Source organism: Nocardioides insulae DSM 17944, assembly GCF_000422825.1.
Taxonomy (GTDB): Bacteria; Actinomycetota; Actinomycetes; order Propionibacteriales; family Nocardioidaceae; genus Nocardioides; species Nocardioides insulae.
The window spans coordinates 47,182-64,291 of record NZ_AUGU01000013.1 but is presented as its reverse complement, the minus strand read 5'-3'; the positions used below and the strand labels follow the sequence as shown (position 1 = coordinate 64,291).

13 protein-coding genes are annotated in these 17,110 nt (G+C 73.0%); 10 read left to right on the top strand and 3 right to left on the bottom strand.

The annotated features are described in order from the left end of the window. Positions 1–14: 14 nt before the first annotated feature. The 6 genes from coaBC to G515_RS18850 all read left to right on the top strand — a co-directional run bounded on the left by coaBC (position 15) and on the right by G515_RS18850 (position 7,938). Entirely contained in the window at positions 15–1,310 is a 1,296-nt protein-coding gene (gene coaBC / locus G515_RS0100930; protein ID WP_245565120.1) for a bifunctional phosphopantothenoylcysteine decarboxylase/phosphopantothenate--cysteine ligase CoaBC, read from the top strand. A gap of 157 nt (positions 1,311–1,467) precedes the next feature. Next, a complete protein-coding gene (gene metK, locus G515_RS0100925) occupies positions 1,468–2,670 on the top strand; it encodes a methionine adenosyltransferase (protein WP_028658622.1) in 1,203 nt (400 codons plus the stop codon). A gap of 125 nt (positions 2,671–2,795) precedes the next feature. Next, positions 2,796–4,862 (top strand): primosomal protein N', encoded by a 2,067-nt coding sequence (locus G515_RS0100920; protein WP_028658621.1) that lies wholly within the window; start codon positions 2,796–2,798, stop codon positions 4,860–4,862. A gap of 117 nt (positions 4,863–4,979) precedes the next feature. Then, positions 4,980–5,525 carry a peptide deformylase gene (gene def / locus G515_RS0100915; protein WP_028658620.1) on the top strand — a complete coding sequence of 182 codons (546 nt, stop codon included), beginning with the start codon at positions 4,980–4,982 and terminating at the stop codon, positions 5,523–5,525. A 6-nt stretch (positions 5,526–5,531) separates the two neighbouring features. Further along, complete coding sequence (gene fmt / locus G515_RS0100910) at positions 5,532–6,461, top strand: methionyl-tRNA formyltransferase (RefSeq protein ID WP_028658619.1); 930 nt, start codon at positions 5,532–5,534, stop codon at positions 6,459–6,461. Positions 6,462–6,516: 55 nt separating this feature from the next. Then, positions 6,517–7,938 (top strand): RsmB/NOP family class I SAM-dependent RNA methyltransferase, encoded by a 1,422-nt coding sequence (locus G515_RS18850; protein WP_051217705.1) that lies wholly within the window; start codon positions 6,517–6,519, stop codon positions 7,936–7,938. Positions 7,939–7,950: 12 nt separating this feature from the next. On the opposite strand, the gene G515_RS18845 is transcribed toward G515_RS18850, so the two are convergent. Beyond that, positions 7,951–8,580, bottom strand: a complete 630-nt coding sequence (locus G515_RS18845) for a calcium-binding protein (protein WP_051217704.1) — start codon at positions 8,578–8,580, stop codon at positions 7,951–7,953. 100 nt (positions 8,581–8,680) lie between these two features. After that, positions 8,681–11,431, bottom strand: a complete 2,751-nt coding sequence (locus G515_RS0100895; protein WP_028658618.1) for an AfsR/SARP family transcriptional regulator — start codon at positions 11,429–11,431, stop codon at positions 8,681–8,683. Between the two features lie 171 nt (positions 11,432–11,602). Between G515_RS0100895 and G515_RS0100890 the strand changes: the two genes are divergently transcribed. The 3 genes from G515_RS0100890 to ligD are packed head-to-tail and all read left to right on the top strand — an operon-like array spanning position 11,603 to position 14,329. Beyond that, positions 11,603–12,022 (top strand): YciI family protein, encoded by a 420-nt coding sequence (locus G515_RS0100890; RefSeq protein ID WP_028658617.1) that lies wholly within the window; start codon positions 11,603–11,605, stop codon positions 12,020–12,022. Next, positions 12,019–13,311 (top strand): RNA polymerase sigma factor, encoded by a 1,293-nt coding sequence (locus G515_RS18840; protein ID WP_084652895.1) that lies wholly within the window; start codon positions 12,019–12,021, stop codon positions 13,309–13,311. The genes G515_RS0100890 and G515_RS18840 overlap by 4 nt, the downstream gene beginning before the upstream one ends. A 58-nt stretch (positions 13,312–13,369) precedes the next feature. Beyond that, complete coding sequence (gene ligD / locus G515_RS0100880; protein ID WP_028658616.1) at positions 13,370–14,329, top strand: non-homologous end-joining DNA ligase; 960 nt, start codon at positions 13,370–13,372, stop codon at positions 14,327–14,329. An 87-nt stretch (positions 14,330–14,416) separates the two neighbouring features. Here ligD and G515_RS22395 read toward each other — a convergent pair whose 3' ends face one another. After that, complete coding sequence (locus G515_RS22395; protein ID WP_084652893.1) at positions 14,417–16,660, bottom strand: acyltransferase family protein; 2,244 nt, start codon at positions 16,658–16,660, stop codon at positions 14,417–14,419. Between the two features lie 238 nt (positions 16,661–16,898). Between G515_RS22395 and G515_RS23210 the strand changes: the two genes are divergently transcribed. After that, a complete protein-coding gene (locus G515_RS23210; RefSeq protein WP_157570948.1) occupies positions 16,899–17,054 on the top strand; it encodes a hypothetical protein in 156 nt (51 codons plus the stop codon). The last annotated feature ends 56 nt before the right edge of the window (positions 17,055–17,110 follow it).

Below are 17,110 nucleotides of genomic sequence, written 5' to 3'. Positions count from 1 at the left end.
GAGCGAGCGTCGTGGTGAGCGACACCCGACCCGACGAGGCCGCTTCCCCCATCCCGGGGGAGCGGCCGCGTGTCGTTCTCGGTGTGACCGGCGGCATCGCGGCGTACAAGGCCGCAGAGCTGCTCCGACGGTTCACCGAGTCCGGCCACGACGTCACCGTCGTACCGACCGCGGCAGCGCTCCAGTTCGTGGGAGCACCCACCTGGTCCGCGCTCTCGGGCAAGCCGGTGGCCACCGATGTGTGGACCGACGTGCACCAGGTGCCGCACGTGCGGATCGGCCAGGAGGCGGACCTGGTCGTGGTGGCCCCCGCCACCGCCGACCTGCTCGCCCAGGCGGCGCACGGTCTGGCGGGCGACCTGCTCACCAACACCCTGCTCACCGCGCGCTGCCCGGTGGTCTTCGCGCCGGCGATGCACACCGAGATGTGGGAGCACCCCGCCACCCGGGCCAACGTCGCCACTCTCCGGGCGCGCGGCAACCTGGTCGTCGAGCCGGCTGAGGGTCGGCTCACCGGGAAGGACACCGGCAAGGGTCGGCTGCCCGACCCGGCGGAGATCTACGAGTTCTGCTCCGAGGTGCTGGCCCGCTCCACGAGTGGTGCCTCGCTCGCCCAGGACCTGCTCGACCGGGACGTGGTCGTCAGTGCCGGTGGCACCCGCGAGTACCTCGACCCGGTGCGGTTCCTCGGCAATCGCTCCTCGGGGCTGCAGGGCTACGCCCTCGCCCGGGCGGCGGCGGCACGCGGAGCGCGGGTCACGCTGGTTGCGGCGAACGTCGCCCTGCCCGACCCGGCCGGCGTCAAGGTGATCCCGGTCGAGACCACCGCGGAGCTCCGCGCCCAGGTGCTCGCCGCGGCGCCGGGGGCTGACGCGATCGTGATGGCGGCCGCCCCCGCCGACTTCACCCCCAGCGAGGTCAGCGAGGCCAAGATCAAGAAGGCCGCCGACGGTTCGGTCCCGCCGCTCCGGTTGCGGCAGAACCCCGACATTCTGCGCGAGATCAGCGCCGAACGGGTGCGTCCCGGATCGGTGATCGTCGGCTTCGCCGCGGAGACGGGGGACCACACCGGCACCGTTCTCGAGCTCGGCCGGGCCAAGCTCGAGCGGAAGGGATGCGACCTGCTCGTCGTCAACGACGTGAGCGGCGGAGCGGTGTTCGGCAGCCCCGACAACGAAGCGGTGATCCTCACCGCGGACGGTGCCTCGGTGGAGGTGCCGAGCGGGAGCAAGGGGCGCCTGGCCCACCGGATCTGGGACGAGGTGGCCGCCCGGATGACGGTGTCCGCTTCTGCGGAGCCAACCATCTAGTGAGATAGCCGTGTCAGCAGTCGGACGGTCGACCGTCCGCAGTTAGGCTGGCCAATGTCCGGTGTCCCTCATCAGAGGAGCCCCGGGTCCGAACGAATCGTGTCCGCGTAACTCGCGGGCCCCGCACACCGATCAACCTTGAGAACGGGAGCACACCGTGGCCGGACGCCTCTTCACCTCCGAGTCGGTGACCGAGGGTCACCCGGACAAGATCGCCGACCAGATCAGCGACACTGTCCTGGACTACCTCCTCGAGCACGACAAGCACAGCCGGGTCGCGGTCGAGACCCTGCTCACCACCGGCCTGGTCGTCGTCGCCGGTGAGGTGAGCACCACGGCGTACGCCCCGGTGGCCCAGTTGGTCCGCGACAAGGTCCGCGAGATCGGCTACGACTCCTCGGAGAAGGGTTTCGACGGCAGCACCTGCGGCGTGCAGGTCGCGATCGGTGCCCAGTCGCCCGACATCGCCCAGGGCGTCGACGACGCCTTCGAGGAGCGGGTGGACCACTCCGGCGACGACCTCGACAAGCAGGGCGCCGGCGACCAGGGCCTGATGTTCGGCTACGCCTGCGACGACACCCCCGAGCTCTTCCCGCTGCCGATCAAGATCGCGCAGACGCTCTCCGAGCGCCTCTCCGAGGTGCGCAAGAACGGCACGCTTCCCTACCTGCGCCCCGACGGCAAGACCCAGGTCACCATCGAGTACGACGAGGCCAACCGGCCAGTGCGCATCGACGCCGTCGTCCTCTCCACCCAGCACGCCGACGAGATCGACCTGGAGAAGACCCTCCAGCCTGACATCCGCAAGCACGTCATCGACCCGGTGCTGGAGCAGTTCCAGAGCAGCGTGCCGGCCGACGACTACAAGCTCTACATCAACCCGACCGGTCGGTTCGTGATCGGCGGCCCGATGGGTGACGCCGGCCTGACCGGTCGCAAGATCATCGTCGACACCTACGGTGGGATGGCCCGTCACGGTGGTGGCGCCTTCTCCGGCAAGGACCCGTCGAAGGTCGACCGCTCCGCGGCCTACGCGATGCGTTGGGTGGCCAAGAACGTCGTGGCTGCCGGCCTGGCCCGGCGCTGCGAGGCCCAGGTCGCCTACGCGATCGGCAAGGCGCACCCGGTCGGGGTCTTCATCGAGACCTTCGGCACCGAGACCGTTTCGGTGGAGAAGATCCAGGCAGCGGTGCTCGAGGTCTTCGACCTGCGCCCCGCCGCGATCGTGCGCGACCTCGACCTGCTTCGGCCGATCTACGCGAAGACCGCGGCCTACGGCCACTTCGGTCGCGAGCTGCCCGAGTTCACGTGGGAGCGCACCGACCGCGCCGAGGCCCTGAAGAAGGCCGCCGGGGTCTGATCCCACAGCCTCGTCGCTGAGCGACGCAACCGATCGAGTCGGCGTACCTGGTACGCCGACTCGATCCGATTTCGGGGGACCCGCCCCCGACGGGAACCGTCGGGGGTCACTGGTAGAAACACCGCATGACGCCTGAGGAGGAGCCCGCCCTGGAGTTGCCCGGGCTCGCCCGCGACCGGGTGCGCGAAGGCCGCCGCAAGGCCGCCGCCACGCGGGCGCGCAGGGCCGCCGAGCAGGCCATCGCGGAGGTCGACCCGGTGGCGCGGGTGCTGGTGGACGTGTCCCTCCCGCATCTGGACCGGCTCTTCGACTACTCCGTCCCCGCCGCGATGGCCGAGCAGGCGGTGCCCGGGGCCCGGGTGAAGGTGCGCTTCGCCGGCAAGGATGTCGACGGGTTCCTCATCGACCGCGTGGCGATCAGCGAGCACGCCGGCCGGCTGCAGCCGTTGCGGCGGGTGGTCAGCGCGGAGCGGGTGCTCACCGCGCAGGTGGCGGCGCTGGCCGCCGAGGTCGCTGCCAGGTACGCCGGGTCGCGGCCGGATGTCATCCGGTTGGCGGTGCCGCCGCGGCACGCCGCCACGGAGAAGCAGCCCTCGGTCCCCGCCCCCGAGGTGCCGGCCGACGCCGAGCCAGCCAGGGCGCAGGCCAAGGCGGCCAGGGCGGCCTGGGCCGGGCACGAGCCGGCCGAGGCGTTCCTCGCCCACGTCGGCAGGGGCGGGTCCCCGCGCGGCGTCTGGCAGGCCGCCGCCGGCACCGATTGGCCGCTGCTGATCGCGCACGCGGTCGGCACCGCGCGGGCCGCCGGCCGGGGGGCGCTGGTGTGCGTGCCCGACGGTCGGGACGTCGCGCGGGTGGATGCAGCGCTCACCGCCGTGCTGGGGGAGGACCAGCATGTGACGCTGCGCGCCGATTCGGGCCCCGCGGCCCGCTACCGCGACTTCCTCAGCCTGGCGCGGGGTGCGCGCCGGGTGGTGGTCGGTCCGCGGGCGGCGGCGTTCGCCCCGGTGCGCGATCTGGGCCTGATCGTGGTGTGGGACGACGGCGACGACCTGCTCGCCGAGCCGCGCGCGCCGTACCCCCATGCCCGCGACACGCTGGTGATGCGCGCCGAGCTGGAGGGGAGCGCGATGCTCCTGGGCGGTTTCGCCCGCTCGGTCGAGGCCGACCAGCTGGTGGGTTCGGGCTGGGCGCACGAGCTCCGACCGACCCGCGAGGTGGCCCGCTCCGGGGTGCGGGTGGGGGTGGCCGGCGCCAGCGACCACGACCTCGAGCGTGACCCCCTCACCCGTGTCTCCCGGGTCCCGGGCGAGGTGCACCGGCTGATCCGCGACGCGCTGAGCGACGGCCCGGTGCTGGTCCAGACCCCGCGGCGGGGGTATGCCGCCGCTCTGTCCTGCGACCGCTGCCGGGAGCCGGCCCGGTGCGCGGCCTGCCGCGGTCCGCTCCGACTCACCGGGCCGAGCACGCCCCCTGCCTGCGGCTGGTGCGGAGCCACCGCCGATCCGTGGAGCTGCCCCGAGTGCGGCGGGCGCGGGCTGCGCGCGCCCGTGGTCGGAGAGAGCCGCACCGCCGAGGAGCTGGGCCGGGCCTTCCCGGGGGTCCGGGTGTCGAGCTCGGCCGGCGAGCGGGTGCTCGCCACGGTGCCCGGAGGTCCGGGCATCGTGGTCGCCACGCCGGGTGCCGAACCGGTGGCCGAGGGTGGGTACGCCGCGGTCGTGATGCTCGACTGCTGGCTGCTGCTCTCCCGACCCGACCTCCGCACCGCGGAGGAGGCGGTGCGCCGCTGGAGCAACGCGGTCGGGCTGGTGCGCTCGGGCGGCCAGGCGATCGCGGTCGGGGATCCGGCCGAGCCGGCACTGCAGGCGCTGGTGCGCTGGGATCAGCCCGGGTTCGCCCGGCGCGAGGCGGCCGAGCGCCGGGAGGCGCACCTGCCGCCCGCCTCGCGGCTGGCGACCCTGACCGGTGAGCCGGGGGCACTGGATGACGCGCTCACCCTGCTCGCCGTTCCCGATCACGCCGAGGTGCTGGGCCCGGTCCCGACCGGGCGGTCACCGGAGGAGGCGCGCGCCGTCGTCCGTGTGCCCCACGCCGACGGTGCGGCGCTCTCGGCCGCGCTGCTGGAGCTCCAGCGTCTCCGATCCGCGCGCAAGCTCGACCCGATCCGGGTCCAGGTCGATCCTCCGTCGCTCTGAGCACCCCGAGCGGTGGGAAGGCGCGGGCCGACCCGCGGGCCGGGCGGCGGTTCCCGGCACACCCGGGCGGGGGAGCGCCCTTCTATGCTGGGATCCCAGCCAGACCTAAGGAGTTCCGTGGCCCTCCAGCCCATCCGCCTCTTCGGCGACCCGATCCTGCGCAAACCGGCCATCGAGGTGGTGGACTTCGACAAGGAGTTGCGCACCCTGGTCAAGGACCTCACCGACACCATGCTGGATGCCCCCGGTGCCGGTCTGGCGGCGCCGCAGATCGGGGTCGGGCTGCGCGTGTTCACCTGGTACGTCGACGGTGAGGTCGGTCATCTGGTCAACCCCGACCTGACCCTGTCCGAGGAGATCCAGGACGGCGATGAGGGCTGCCTCTCCCTGCCCGATCTCGTCTTCGACTGCCGGCGGGCACGCTCGGTGGCGGCGCGTGGGTTCGACCTGCACGGAGAACCGGTGGTGATCGAGGGCAGCGACCTGCTCGCGCGGGCGATCCAGCACGAGACCGACCACCTGGACGGCGTCCTGTTCATCGACCGACTCGACCCCGCCGCGCGCAAGGCGGCGATGAAGCAGATCCGGGAATCGGAGTGGTTCGGCCTGGAGAAGCCGACGGTCAAGCTCAGCCCGCACCGCACCCACGGGTTCGGGATCTGACCCGCCGTGCGCATCGTCTTCGCCGGCACCCCCGAGGTGGCCGTCCCTTCGCTGAACGCCTTGGCCGACAGCGCTCATGAGCTGGTCGGGGTGGTCACCCGCCCCGACGCGCCTGCCGGCCGCGGCCGCAGGCTCGTGGCCAGCCCGGTCGCTCAGCGGGCGGCGGAGCTCGGCGTACCCGTGCTCAAGCCGGAGCACCCGCGGGACCCCGACTTCCAGCGCCGGCTCACCGAGCTGGAGCCGGAGTGCTGCCCCGTGGTCGCCTACGGCGCCCTGCTGCCCCAGTCCGCGCTCGACATCCCGACCCATGGCTGGGTCAACCTGCACTTCTCCCTGCTGCCCGCCTACCGCGGCGCGGCGCCGGTCCAGCACGCGATCTGGGCGGGGGAGGAGTTCACCGGAGCCACGACCTTCCGGATCGTGCGCGAACTCGATGCGGGTCCGGTGTTCGGTGTGATGACCGAGCGGGTGCGCCCCGACGACACCGCCGGAGTCCTGCTGGACCGGCTGGCCGAGGGCGGGGCGGCGCTCCTGGTCCAGACCCTCGACGCGCTCGCCGACGGCACCGTCAGCGCCCGCGAGCAGCCCGCCGATGGCCTGACCTACGCCGGCAAGATCACCGTCGAGGACGCCCGGATCGACTGGACCGAGCGCGCTGTCGCGGTCGATCGCCGGATCCGCGCGTGCTCGCCGGCCCCGGGTGCCTGGACCACCTTCGAGGGGGAGCGGTTCAAGGTCGGACCGGTCACCATGGAGCCCGAGCCGTCGACGCTGGCCCCCGGGGAGCTGCGGGTGCTGAAGAATGCCGTCCTGGTCGGCACCGGCACCGAGGCGGTGCGGCTCGGCAGGGTCAAGGCGTTCGGCAAGAAGGAGATGCCGGCGCCCGACTGGGCACGGGGAGTGCGGGTGAGCCCGGATGCCGTCCTCGGGGCGTGACGCCGGCCGCGGTCGCCCTCCGCGCAGACGCCCGGGCGGCCGGGCCACGACGCCGGTGGATCCTGCGCGGTCGGCCGCCTTCGAGGTGCTCAAGGCGGTCCGGGTGGAGGAGGCCTACGCCAACCTGGTCCTGCCGCACGTGCTGGCCGCGCACGGCCTGACCGGGCGCGATGCCGCCTTCGCCACCGAACTGGTCTCCGGCACCCTGCGCCAGCAGGGCACCTACGACGCGGTCCTCTCCGCCTGCCTGGACCGGCCGATCGCGAAGGTCGAGGCGAAGGTGCGCGACCTGCTCCGGCTCGGCTGTCATCAGCTGCTCTCCATGAGGGTGCCCGACCATGCCGCGATCAGCGCGACCGTCGACCTGGTCAAGGTGAAGGCCAACGCCGGCGCCGGGTCGTTCGCCAATGCCGTCCTGCGCAAGGTCGCCGGCCGCACCCTGCCGGAGTGGATCGAGGAGGTGGCCCCGCCGGGCCGCGACCGGCACGGCCGCGCCGCGATCGCCCACAGCCACCCCCGCTGGGTCGTCGACGAACTGGCGGCCGCCCTGGCCGGCTCCGGGTCCGCGGCCGAGCTCGAGGAGCTGCTGGCCGCCGACAACGCCGCCCCCAAGGTGGTCCTGGTGGCTCGCCCGGGCCGGGCGAGCGTCGAGGAACTGCCCGGCGAGTCGACGGCGTACTCACCGTTCGGGGTGGTGCTGGCCGCCGGCCAGCCGGGCGAGGTGCCGGCGGTGGCCGAGGGCCGCGCCGGCGTCCAGGACGAGGGCTCCCAACTGGTGGCCCTGGCGCTGGCGCAGGCGCCGCTCGAGGGCCGCGACGAGCGCTGGCTGGACCTGTGCGCCGGCCCCGGCGGCAAGTCCGCCCTGCTCGCCGCCCTGGCCGCACGGACGGGTGCCTCGCTCACGGCCAACGAGGCCCAGCCGCACCGCGCCCGGCTCGTACGCCGCAACCTCACAGACACCCTCGCACCCGGCGGGCCGCTGGTGCCGGGCGCCACCGCGGTGGTGGCCGCCGATGGCAGGAGGCCGCCGTTCCCGGAGGGCGCCTTCGACCGGGTGCTGGTCGACGCACCCTGTAGCGGGCTCGGTGCGCTCCGGCGTCGTCCCGAGGCACGCTGGCGGCGCCGGCCGAGCGACCTGGAGGAGCTCGTCCCGCTCCAGCGGGAGCTGCTCACCTCCGCGCTCGCCCTCGTCCGGCCCGGAGGGCTGGTCCTCTATGCGACCTGTTCGCCGGTGCTGGCGGAGACCGCGGGCGTGGTGCGGGAGGTGCTCACCCAGCAGGCGGCGGACGCAGAACTGGTGCCGTGGGAGCACGACGCCCTCGGCGTCCCGCGCAGTGACGGGCCGATGCCCGGCACCATCCAACTATGGCCCCACCGGCACGGCACCGACGCGATGTTCCTCGCCCTGCTGCGTCGTCGTGAGCAGTCTGCCGATGGCATCGCCCCGGGGGCCCTTCCGGCTGCCCCGGGGCGATGAGTGGCGGGCTCCTCAGCACCTGATGGCGACCTCCACCGAGGAGCACGAGTCGTTGCCGGCCTGACCGTCGCCGCGGTCGAACTGGGCGCCGCCGTACAGGTCGTCGGGCCCGGCCCCGCCCCAGAACCGGTCCTGGCCGGTGTTGCCGAACAGATCGTCGGCACCCGCGCCGCCCCGGAACCGGTCCCTTCCGTGGTCGCCGTAGAGGTCGTCGTCCCCGGCCTCGCCCCACAGCTGGTCATCTCCCTTCTCGCCCCGGAGGATGTCGGGGTCGGCACCGCCCCAGACCCGGTCCGCACCGTTGCCTGCGTAGACGCGGTCGGCACCGTCCTGGCCGTAGGCCCGGTCCGCGCCCTCCTGCGCGTAGACGAAGTCGACGCAGTCGCCGCCGCGGACCACGTCCGCACCGGCGCCGGCGTAGATGACGTCGTGACCGCCACGTCCGAAGACGATGTCGTTGCCACCGCCGGCGTGGATGACGTCGTTCCCCGGCGTACCGACGAGGAGGTTCGGGCCTGCGTCGCCCTGGACGAACTGACCGGGGCTCGAACAGCTCGCCACTGCCTGGGCGGCACCGGCCGGTGCGGTCGCGGCGAGGAACCCGGCGCCCACGGCGCCGGCGAGGATGATGCGGATCTTCATGAGGTGCTCCTTGAGGAGGACGCTGCGCGCCCGTTGGATGCTGTCGGGAGCAGCACACCGCGGGGGCCTCAACGCGGCATCACACTCGGATCACAGAGCCTCACGGTGCGGTCCGGGAGAGCGGGAGCGGCGGGGGCGGGGGGACGCCGAGTTCGGTGTTGGCACGTGTCCAGCGGTCGTGGGCACGCTGCACCTCGCCGTGCCGGCCGGCCCGGGCCAGCGCCGAGACCAGCAGTCGGTGGGCCGGTTCGTCGTACGGGTCGACGCTCAGCAGGCGGACGAGCAGCGTGATCGCCTCATCGACCTCGCCTGCCCGACCGGCGAGCCCGGCCGCCGTACGCAGGCACTGGACCTGCACGTTGCGGACGTGGTCGCGGGCCTGCTGCGCCCACGCCTCGAACGGCTCGTCCTCGAACGCCTCGCCGTTGTGCTCGCGCAGCAGGTCACCCAGCAGCGCGCGCAGGCCGGGGTCGTCCAGGTCGGTGCGGGCGCAGACGTCCTCGGCGTCGGTGAGGAAGTCGTGGAGGTCGACCGTGATGTGCTCGGTCGAGGCCCGGACCCCCGTCGCGTCGGCGATCAGGAACCGGTCCGTCGGCCAGCGGCGATCGGGATCCAGCGCCGTGCGCAGTGTCGAGAGCAGGACGGAGAGCCGGTGACCGGTCCTCGCGGGTTCGTCATCGGGCCAGAGCAGATCGCAGAGTTCCTCGCGGGTGAGGAGGCGCCCCTGGCGGGCCAGCAGGATCTTCATCAGGGTGCGGGCCTGCCGGGAACGCCACGCGGTGCCCGACACCGAGCGGCCGTCGACCTGCACCTGGAAGGGTCCGAGGACCCGGACGACGGCATGGCCCTCGGTCAGGACGCCGCCAGGGTGGACCCGCCCCGCACTGCGGCCGGCCCGACGCAGTCGGCGCTGGGCAGCTCGGCCGGCGGCGCGGTGCAGCCGGTCGGCCTGGGGGAGCCGGGCGGCCTCCACCCGCACCCGGTCGGCGAGGTGGGTCGAGCCGGCGGCGTCGTACACCGCGATCGCCTGCTCGAGGGCGTGCATCGCTTCGCGGGGGTCGAGGCTCGCGGCGGCCTGCAGTTCCAGCGCCTCCCCGAGCGTACGACGCAGCTGTCGGGACCGGAGCACCTCGAGAGCGGCCGTCGCCCGGGACAGTGCGTCGGGCTCCTGGGCGGCGACGGCCACCCAACCGCGGGCGATCAGTGCGGCGGGGAGGTAGTCCGGTTCGGCGCAGTCGATCGCCAGGTCGGCCAGTCGGCGGGCCTGTTCGAGCTCGTCCGCCGGGTCCCGGTCCGGTGCACCGGCGAGGGACCGCTCGGCCGTCGTCGCCCCGGTGGCGCGGATCGTGGCGAGTCGAGCCAGTGTCGGGCCGAGGATCTCGAGATCGGCGCCGTCCTGCGCCAGGTCATGGGCCTCGCCGAACCCGGCTGCGGCGTCGGCCAGCCGGCCGCACTGGTAATCGACCTCGGCGAGCCCGTGCAGGGGGCCGGCGGTGCGGGCCACGCCGTGCCGCCGGGCGAGGTCGAGGCAGCGGAGGAAGGACGTGCGGGCCTCGGGCATCCGGCCGAGCCCGAGCAGGGCCTCGCCCCGGTTGTGCAGGGCGACCGAGTAGCAGCCCACCGGACCGGTGCGGTGGACCAGAGCGAGGGCCTGGTCGGCCCGACGCAGCGCCACGGCGTACTCAGCACCTATCAGGTGTGCGTCGCTGAGGTTGACCAGTGCGCGTTGGGTCAGCACCACGTCGTCGGCGAGTTCGGCGTGGGTGAGGGACTCGGAGAGCAGGTTGAGGCGCCGAGCGGCACTGGACAGGAGCCCGTGGGACAGCATCGCCATCGCGGCCGCGGAGTCGTCGATCCCTGGCGTCTCGCGCACCGTCTCGACCGCCTGTTCGGCGGCGGTCAACGCCGTGGTGCGATCGCCGAGCGCTCGCGAGGCCACCGCGAGTCCGGCGAGCCGCATGGCCCGGTCCGGCGGTGACTCCCCGGCCCGCGGAGGGTATGCACACAGTCGGACGGCCGCGTGGTACTCGCCGCGCCCGTACTTCACCTGCCCCCACCGCCAGGCCAGATCGGCCGGCACCGGCCGCCCGGCGCGCTCGGCCGTGGCGACCAGGGCAGCGAGCGCACGATCGGCGAGTAGCGGCTTGCCCGCCACCAGGGCCGCCTGCGCCCAGTGCGCGAGTGTTCGAGCCGAGCCGCCCTCCGGCGGGGACGGCAGCGCGATGAGGACGTCGCGGCACCAGCCGGTGCGGGTGATCCGGTCTCCGTGCTGCTCCACGAGGGCCAGGCAGGCGGCTCGGTCCTCGGCGAGCCGGGCCGCGCGCAGCGCTGCGCCGTAGTGCCCTGCGGTCGAGTACCACGCGGAGCAGACGCCGAGCCACGCGCTCCGGCACGACCCGCGGGCCGACAGCACGGCGGCGACCAACGGCACCAGCCGGGCGGTGCCCTCGGGATCCGGGCCCAGCAGACGGCGTTCCACCAGATCGTCGTAGGCGTCGATCAGCCCCGGGTCGAGATCCTCCACCAGCGAGCGGGGCAGGGGGGCCAGGCCGGCCAGCAGGCCGAGCAGTCGCGTCGAGGACCGGTCGAGGTCGCCGGCCAGGCTGTCGCGCACGGCTTCCTCGACCGGGCCACCGGGGCGCGCCAGCCGGTCCAGCGGCACCTCGGGGAGGGTCCACGGATCCGGCCCCTCGGACAGCACGGCCTCGACCAGCGCCTCCCACCCACCGGTGAGGGCGTGGACGCACTCGGAGATGCGGTCCAGGCTGCCGGTGTCGGCCGGGGCGAGGCTCGCCCGCACCCGAGCGGTCACCCGCCCGAGGTCGAGGAAGCAACCCTGCGCACCACCCACGACTGTTCAAGATCCGGCTTCACGCGAGGTGATACCGACCGGACCGGAGGCGGCGAACCCGGTCGAGCAGGAACCACCGGAAAGATCCGCCCCCCGTTGTCGATCCGCGGCGCACTCATCCGACCTAGTGTTGAACGGGCCCACCAAGGGTTCTCGGACAAGGAGCTGACGATGCCGAAGTTCATGCTGATCATGCGCGCGACCGATGAGGGCAGGGCCGAGTACGAGTCGATCGACTTCGAGGAGGTGATCGCCGCGATGGGGAAGTACAACGAGCAACTGTTGGACGCCGGTGTGATGGTCGGGGGAGAGGGACTCGCCGACGACGTCCACGCGGTCGTCGACTTCTCCGGGGAGACCCCGGTGGTCACCGACGGGCCGTACGGCGAGACCAAGGAGCTGTTCAACGGGTTCTGGATGCTGGAGGTGGCCTCCAAGGAGGAGGCGATCGAGTGGGCCACCCGGGCACCCCTGTCCGGACCCGGCACCAAGCTGGAGATCCGCCGCGTCACCGGTCCCGAGGACTTTCCCCAGGACAACGAGTGGATCCAGAAGGAGAACGCCTGGCGCGAGGAGAACGCGGGCCGATGACCGATCGGCCAGGCGCCGTGGCGGCCGGGGAGCGCTCCCCGGCCGCCGTACGTCGTACGGTCGAGGCGGTCTGGCGGATCGAGTCCGCTCGGATCGTGGGTGCGTTGGCGCGCTACACCGGTGACTTCGCGCTCGCCGAGGACGTCGCCCAGGAGGCATTGGCCGAGGCGCTGGAGGTGTGGCCGCGTGACGGCGTACCCAACCAGCCGACCGGCTGGTTGCTGACCGTCGGGCGACGTCGCGCGATCGATTCCTTCCGGCGCCGCGCCACCCGTGCGGACAAGTACGCCGAGGTGGCCCGCGGGCAGGAGCGTGCCCGCCTCGAGGACGAGGCCGGACTGCCGTGGGATCCTGACACCATCGAGGACGACCGGCTGGCGCTGATCTTCGTCTCGTGTCACCCGGTGGTCTCCAAGGAGGCCCGGGTGGCGCTGACCCTGCGAGTGGTCGCGGGACTGAGCAGCGAGCAGATCGCGAGTGCGTTCCTGGTCCCGGTGCCGACGGTGCAGGCCCGGATCACGCGGGCCAAGAAGACGCTGGCGGCCGCCCGGGTGCCGTTCGAGGTGCCGCCGGTGGCCGAGCGGGCCGAGCGGCTCGGCTCGGTGCTCAGCGTGCTCTATCTGATCTTCGCCGAGGGTTCCAGCGCCAGCGGGGGACAGGACTGGATGCGCACCGACCTGGCCAGGGAGGCGATCCGCCTGGCCAGGATCCTGGCCAGGCTGATGCCGGCGGAGCCGGAGGTCCACGGGCTGCTGGCGCTGTGCGAACTCACCGCGGCGCGCTTCCCCGCCCGCACCGGTGCGGACGGGGAGCCGGTGCTGCTCGCCGACCAGGATCGAGGGCGCTGGGACCGCTCGGCGATCCGTCGTGGTGAGGAGGCGTTGGCCCGCGCGGTCTCCGTCGGCCGCGGCCTCGGTCCCTATGGCCTGCAGGCGGCGATCGCGGAGTGCCACGACCTGGCCCGCAGTGTGGAGGCCACCGACTGGGAGCGGATCGTGGTGTTGTACGAGGCGCTGGGGCGAGTGGCACCGTCGCCGGTGGTGGAGCTGAACCGGGCGGTCGCCGTCTCGATGGCGTACGGCCCGGAGGCGGGGCTGCGTCTGGTGGACGACCTGGTCGCCGGGGAGGTATTGGGCGGCAGCTATCTACTGCCCAGCGTGCGCGGCGAGCTGCTGTCCCGGGTGGGACGGACCGCGGAGGCGAGGACGGAGCTCGAGCTCGCGGCCCGGCTGTGCGGCAACGCCCGCGAGCGGTCGGTCCTGGTGGCCAAGGCCACCGCGTTGGGCTGAACCTCGATCCGCGCTGCGTCGGCGTCCCGAGGGCGGTGGATCTCGCTAGGGTCGCGGCATGGGTTCCTCCGCACCGGCCGTCGAGATCGACGTGGACGACAGGGTCATCCGGGTGAGCAACCCCGACCGGGTGTACTTCCCCGAGATCGGCGCGACCAAGCTGGACGTCGTCCAGTACTACCTCGCGGTCGGCCCCGGCATCCTCAACGCGCTGTGGGAACGACCCTGCATGCTGCACCGCTTCCCCAAGGGCCTGGCCGGGCCGAAGGTGCATCAGAAGCGTCTCCCGAAGGGAGCCCCCGGCTGGGTGGAGACGGTCGAGCTGCACTTCCCGCGCTGGAACCGCACCGCGGACGAGCTCTGCGTCACCGAACTGGGGGCGGTGGTGTGGGCGGTGCAGATGTCCACCGTGGAGTTCCACCCCTGGAACAGCCGCCGCGGTCACACCGAGCAGCCCGACGAGTGGCGCATCGATCTCGACCCGGGGCCGGCCTGCGACTACGACGACGTCCGCCGGGTGGCCGGGGTCGTGCGAGAGGTGCTCGACGAACTGGGGGCGGTCGGTTTCCCGAAGACCAGTGGCAGCAAGGGGCTGCATGTCTATGTGCGGATCCCGCACGACCACGGCTTCACCGACGTACGCCGGGCGGCGCTGGCGTTCGCGCGGGAGGTGGAGCGGCGAGCCCCCGAACTGGTGACCACCACCTGGTGGCGCAAGGACCGAGACCCGGCGAAGGTCTTCGTGGATTACAACCAGAACGCTCGAGATCACACCATCGCCGCCGCTTACTCGATCCGCGGGCTTCCGGACGGGCGGGTCTCGACGCCGGTCGGGTGGGATGAGATCGACGAGGTCGACCCGCGGGACTTCACCCTGCGGACCGTGCCGGAGCGGTTCGCGCGGATCGGCGACCTGCACGCCGACATCGACGCCCACCCCTTCGACCCGACCGTGCTGCTGGAGTGGGCCGAGCGCGACGAGCGGGCCGGGGCCGAGCCGCCAGCCGACCCGGACTGACCAGCACTCACCGGCGCTGACCGGGGCCGTTCGCAGCCGACCGGGCCGAGGCGACCCGGAGTCAGGTCGAGAACGCGAGCGCCGGGGTCACCACACGCCGAGCCGGTCACCCAGAGGCCTGGCGAGGGACTCCGAGTAGACGTCGGTCATGTGGTTGGTGTCGAGCCTGACCACCATCGACCCGACCACGTCCGGGCAATCGCCCTCCCAGCAGAACCACGGCGACATGTCCAGCGCCTCCGCCCCGGCAGACCTGGCCGCGTCCACCTGGGTCTGGGCGGCGTCGGCGTGCGACTGGGGCTCCTGGGAGAGACAGGGACCCAGGGTGGGGTTGCTGCTCAGGCACGTGCCGGGGTCGCCCTCGACGGTCGGGATGTCGCGCAGCCAGACCGTGCGGCCGGCCGACCCCTTCACCGAGGTGACGAACTCGGCGTACCCGTCGGAGGCGATGTCCTGGACGGCGTCGAAGTCGCGCACCCAGGTGCCGTCTCCGTCCTGGACCCGGCCGGCGACCGGGGCGGAGGAGATCAGCAGCAGGTCGGGCTTCAGCGTGCGGATCTGCTGGACCGCCCACTCCCGCAGGGCGCTGCAGTCCTTGTCCGACTCGTTGGTGCGCAGCACGTCGTCGCTGAACAGCCCGGCGATGCAGCCGGGCATCGCGAACGCGTAGACCCGATACCCGGAGTGTCGTCCGATCTCCTCGACCGCCGGGATCCAATGCTGCGCGTGGGAGTTGCCGAACAGGACGATCGTCTTCTCCGCGGTCGGATCCCCGAGCGGGCAGAGCTTCCGGCTGCCGGCGACGTAATCGCATTCGCCGAGGTCGGCGGTGCTACCGGAGAGGTCCTCCAGCGCTGGGTCGAGGTCGGAGGGGATCGGGGCGTCCTCGCGGGCCGCCTGCACCGAGGCGTGCAGCAGCGGGAGACTCTGATCGGGTGGTTCGGTGGGGGTCGGGGAGGCGGCCGGACCCGTCGTGGTGCCGGCCGGCCCGGGGGAGGCGGACGCCGAGGGGGCGGCGCTGGGGGACACCTCGATCGCGGGGTGGTAGCCGCCGTCCCGAGCGGCCGACGTGGCGTAGCTGTTGGCACCGAACCCGGCCGCCACCACGAGCAGCAGCGATGCGGGGTAGGCCGAGAGCGCGACCCAGGAGCGCTTGAACATCCGCGGCCTGCGGAACGGCTGCTCGACGAAGTGGTAGGAGAGCCCGGAGAGCACCAGGGAGAGCAGGAGGAGCAGCCCGCGCTCGCCCCAGGTCAGCTCTCGTCCGGCCTTGATCTGGGGGAGGACGAGCACCGGGAAGTGCCACAGGTACAGCGAGTAGGACCAGTCGCCGAGGATCCGCATCGGCCGCACCGAGAGCACGCGCTTGACGATGGTGGGCCCCTCCCACAGGGTGCCCGCCACCAGGATGAACACGCTGCCGAGCACGGGCACCAGGGCCGGCGTACCGGGGAAGGGCGTGGCGTCGTTGAACTGGAGCACCGCGCAGATGATCAGGAACGCACCGGCGAAGGACAGCACCTGGGCACGCCACCGGGCCACCGTGTCCTGGGCCTGCCCCTCGCGGATGACCAGGGCGGCCAGTGCTCCGAGCCCCAGCTCCCAGGCCCGGGTGAACGGCGAGAAGTAGGCACGCTCGGGGTCGATCCCGGTGAGGTGGATCGAGTAGAGCAGGCTGGCCGCGCTGATCGCGGCCACGCTGATGATCAGCCACCGCCTCGGGTGCGCGGCGACCCGGGGGAGTCGATAACGCAGCAGCCGGCAGGCGGTGAGGCACACCATCACCACCAGCGGCCAGACGAGGTAGAACTGCTCCTCCACCGAGAGCGACCAGTAGTGCTGGAGGGGGGAGGGCGGCAGGTCCGAGGCGAAGTAATCGGTGCCCAGCGCCGCGAAGTGGATGTTGGCCAGGAAGAACGCCGACCACAGCGCGTCCTGGACGATGGCCTCGGTGCGCAGGAAGCCGAGCTCCAGGGCCGAGTAGGCACAGGTCGCGATCAGAACGAGGGTCGCCGCCGGCAGGATCCGTTTCGCTCTGCGGGCGTAGAAGTCGACCAGCGACACCCGCCCGGTGCGCTCGATGCCGCGGACGATCTGCTGGGTGATCAGGAAGCCCGAGATGGCGAAGAAGACGTCGACCCCGACGAACCCGCCGGTGACGCTGCTGACGCCGACGTGCACGAACACCACGGCGAGTACGGCGAGTGCGCGCAGCCCCTGGATGTCGCCGCGCTGGGACGAGCGAGCCGAAGGGCGCCCCGAGGGCACGGCCTTCTCTGGGGCGCGGGAGCCGGAGGGACCGGCGGCCGTGTCGGCGGATGGGACTGTCACAACGCCGCGAAACTATCAAGCGCGGGGGGTCGCTCGGCGGACCCGGGTCCGCGTGCCTGCGGGGACCTCGATGTGAGCGTTGCCATGTCGTGATCACCCGGCGATGAGGTGCCTCAGCCGGCCCCGGTCGTGCCCGAGGTGCGCGAGATCAGGCATTCCTCCGATGTGTGGGCCTACCTCAGCCGACGACGGTTGAGTCATCGCCCGGAGCCGCCGGGTCACGACGAGGGGCCACACCATGTCCGACTACCTGAACTACGACGCCCACGCCGAGCACAGCTACCGCGCTGCGCGGATCCGGGAAGCGATCGTCGGTCGCCGGGAACGCGATCGGATCCGACGCCGCCGGCCGCGCCGAGGCGGCGTGCTGGACCCCACCAGCTGGGCGCGGTGAGCCGGTCGGACGGCCGGCCCGGGTGCAGGATCGGGGCGGACGGTCACGGTGACCCG

Coding starts and splice junctions, on each gene's coding strand:
- G515_RS0100920 (WP_028658621.1), top strand. CDS start 2,796: ATGACGCCTGAGGAGGAGCCCGCCCTGGAGTTGCCCGGGCTCGCCCGC.
- G515_RS18845 (WP_051217704.1), bottom strand. CDS start 8,580: ATGAAGATCCGCATCATCCTCGCCGGCGCCGTGGGCGCCGGGTTCCTC.
- G515_RS0100890 (WP_028658617.1), top strand. CDS start 11,603: ATGCCGAAGTTCATGCTGATCATGCGCGCGACCGATGAGGGCAGGGCC.
- G515_RS18840 (WP_084652895.1), top strand. CDS start 12,019: ATGACCGATCGGCCAGGCGCCGTGGCGGCCGGGGAGCGCTCCCCGGCC.
- ligD (WP_028658616.1), top strand. CDS start 13,370: ATGGGTTCCTCCGCACCGGCCGTCGAGATCGACGTGGACGACAGGGTC.
- G515_RS23210 (WP_157570948.1), top strand. CDS start 16,899: ATGTCCGACTACCTGAACTACGACGCCCACGCCGAGCACAGCTACCGC.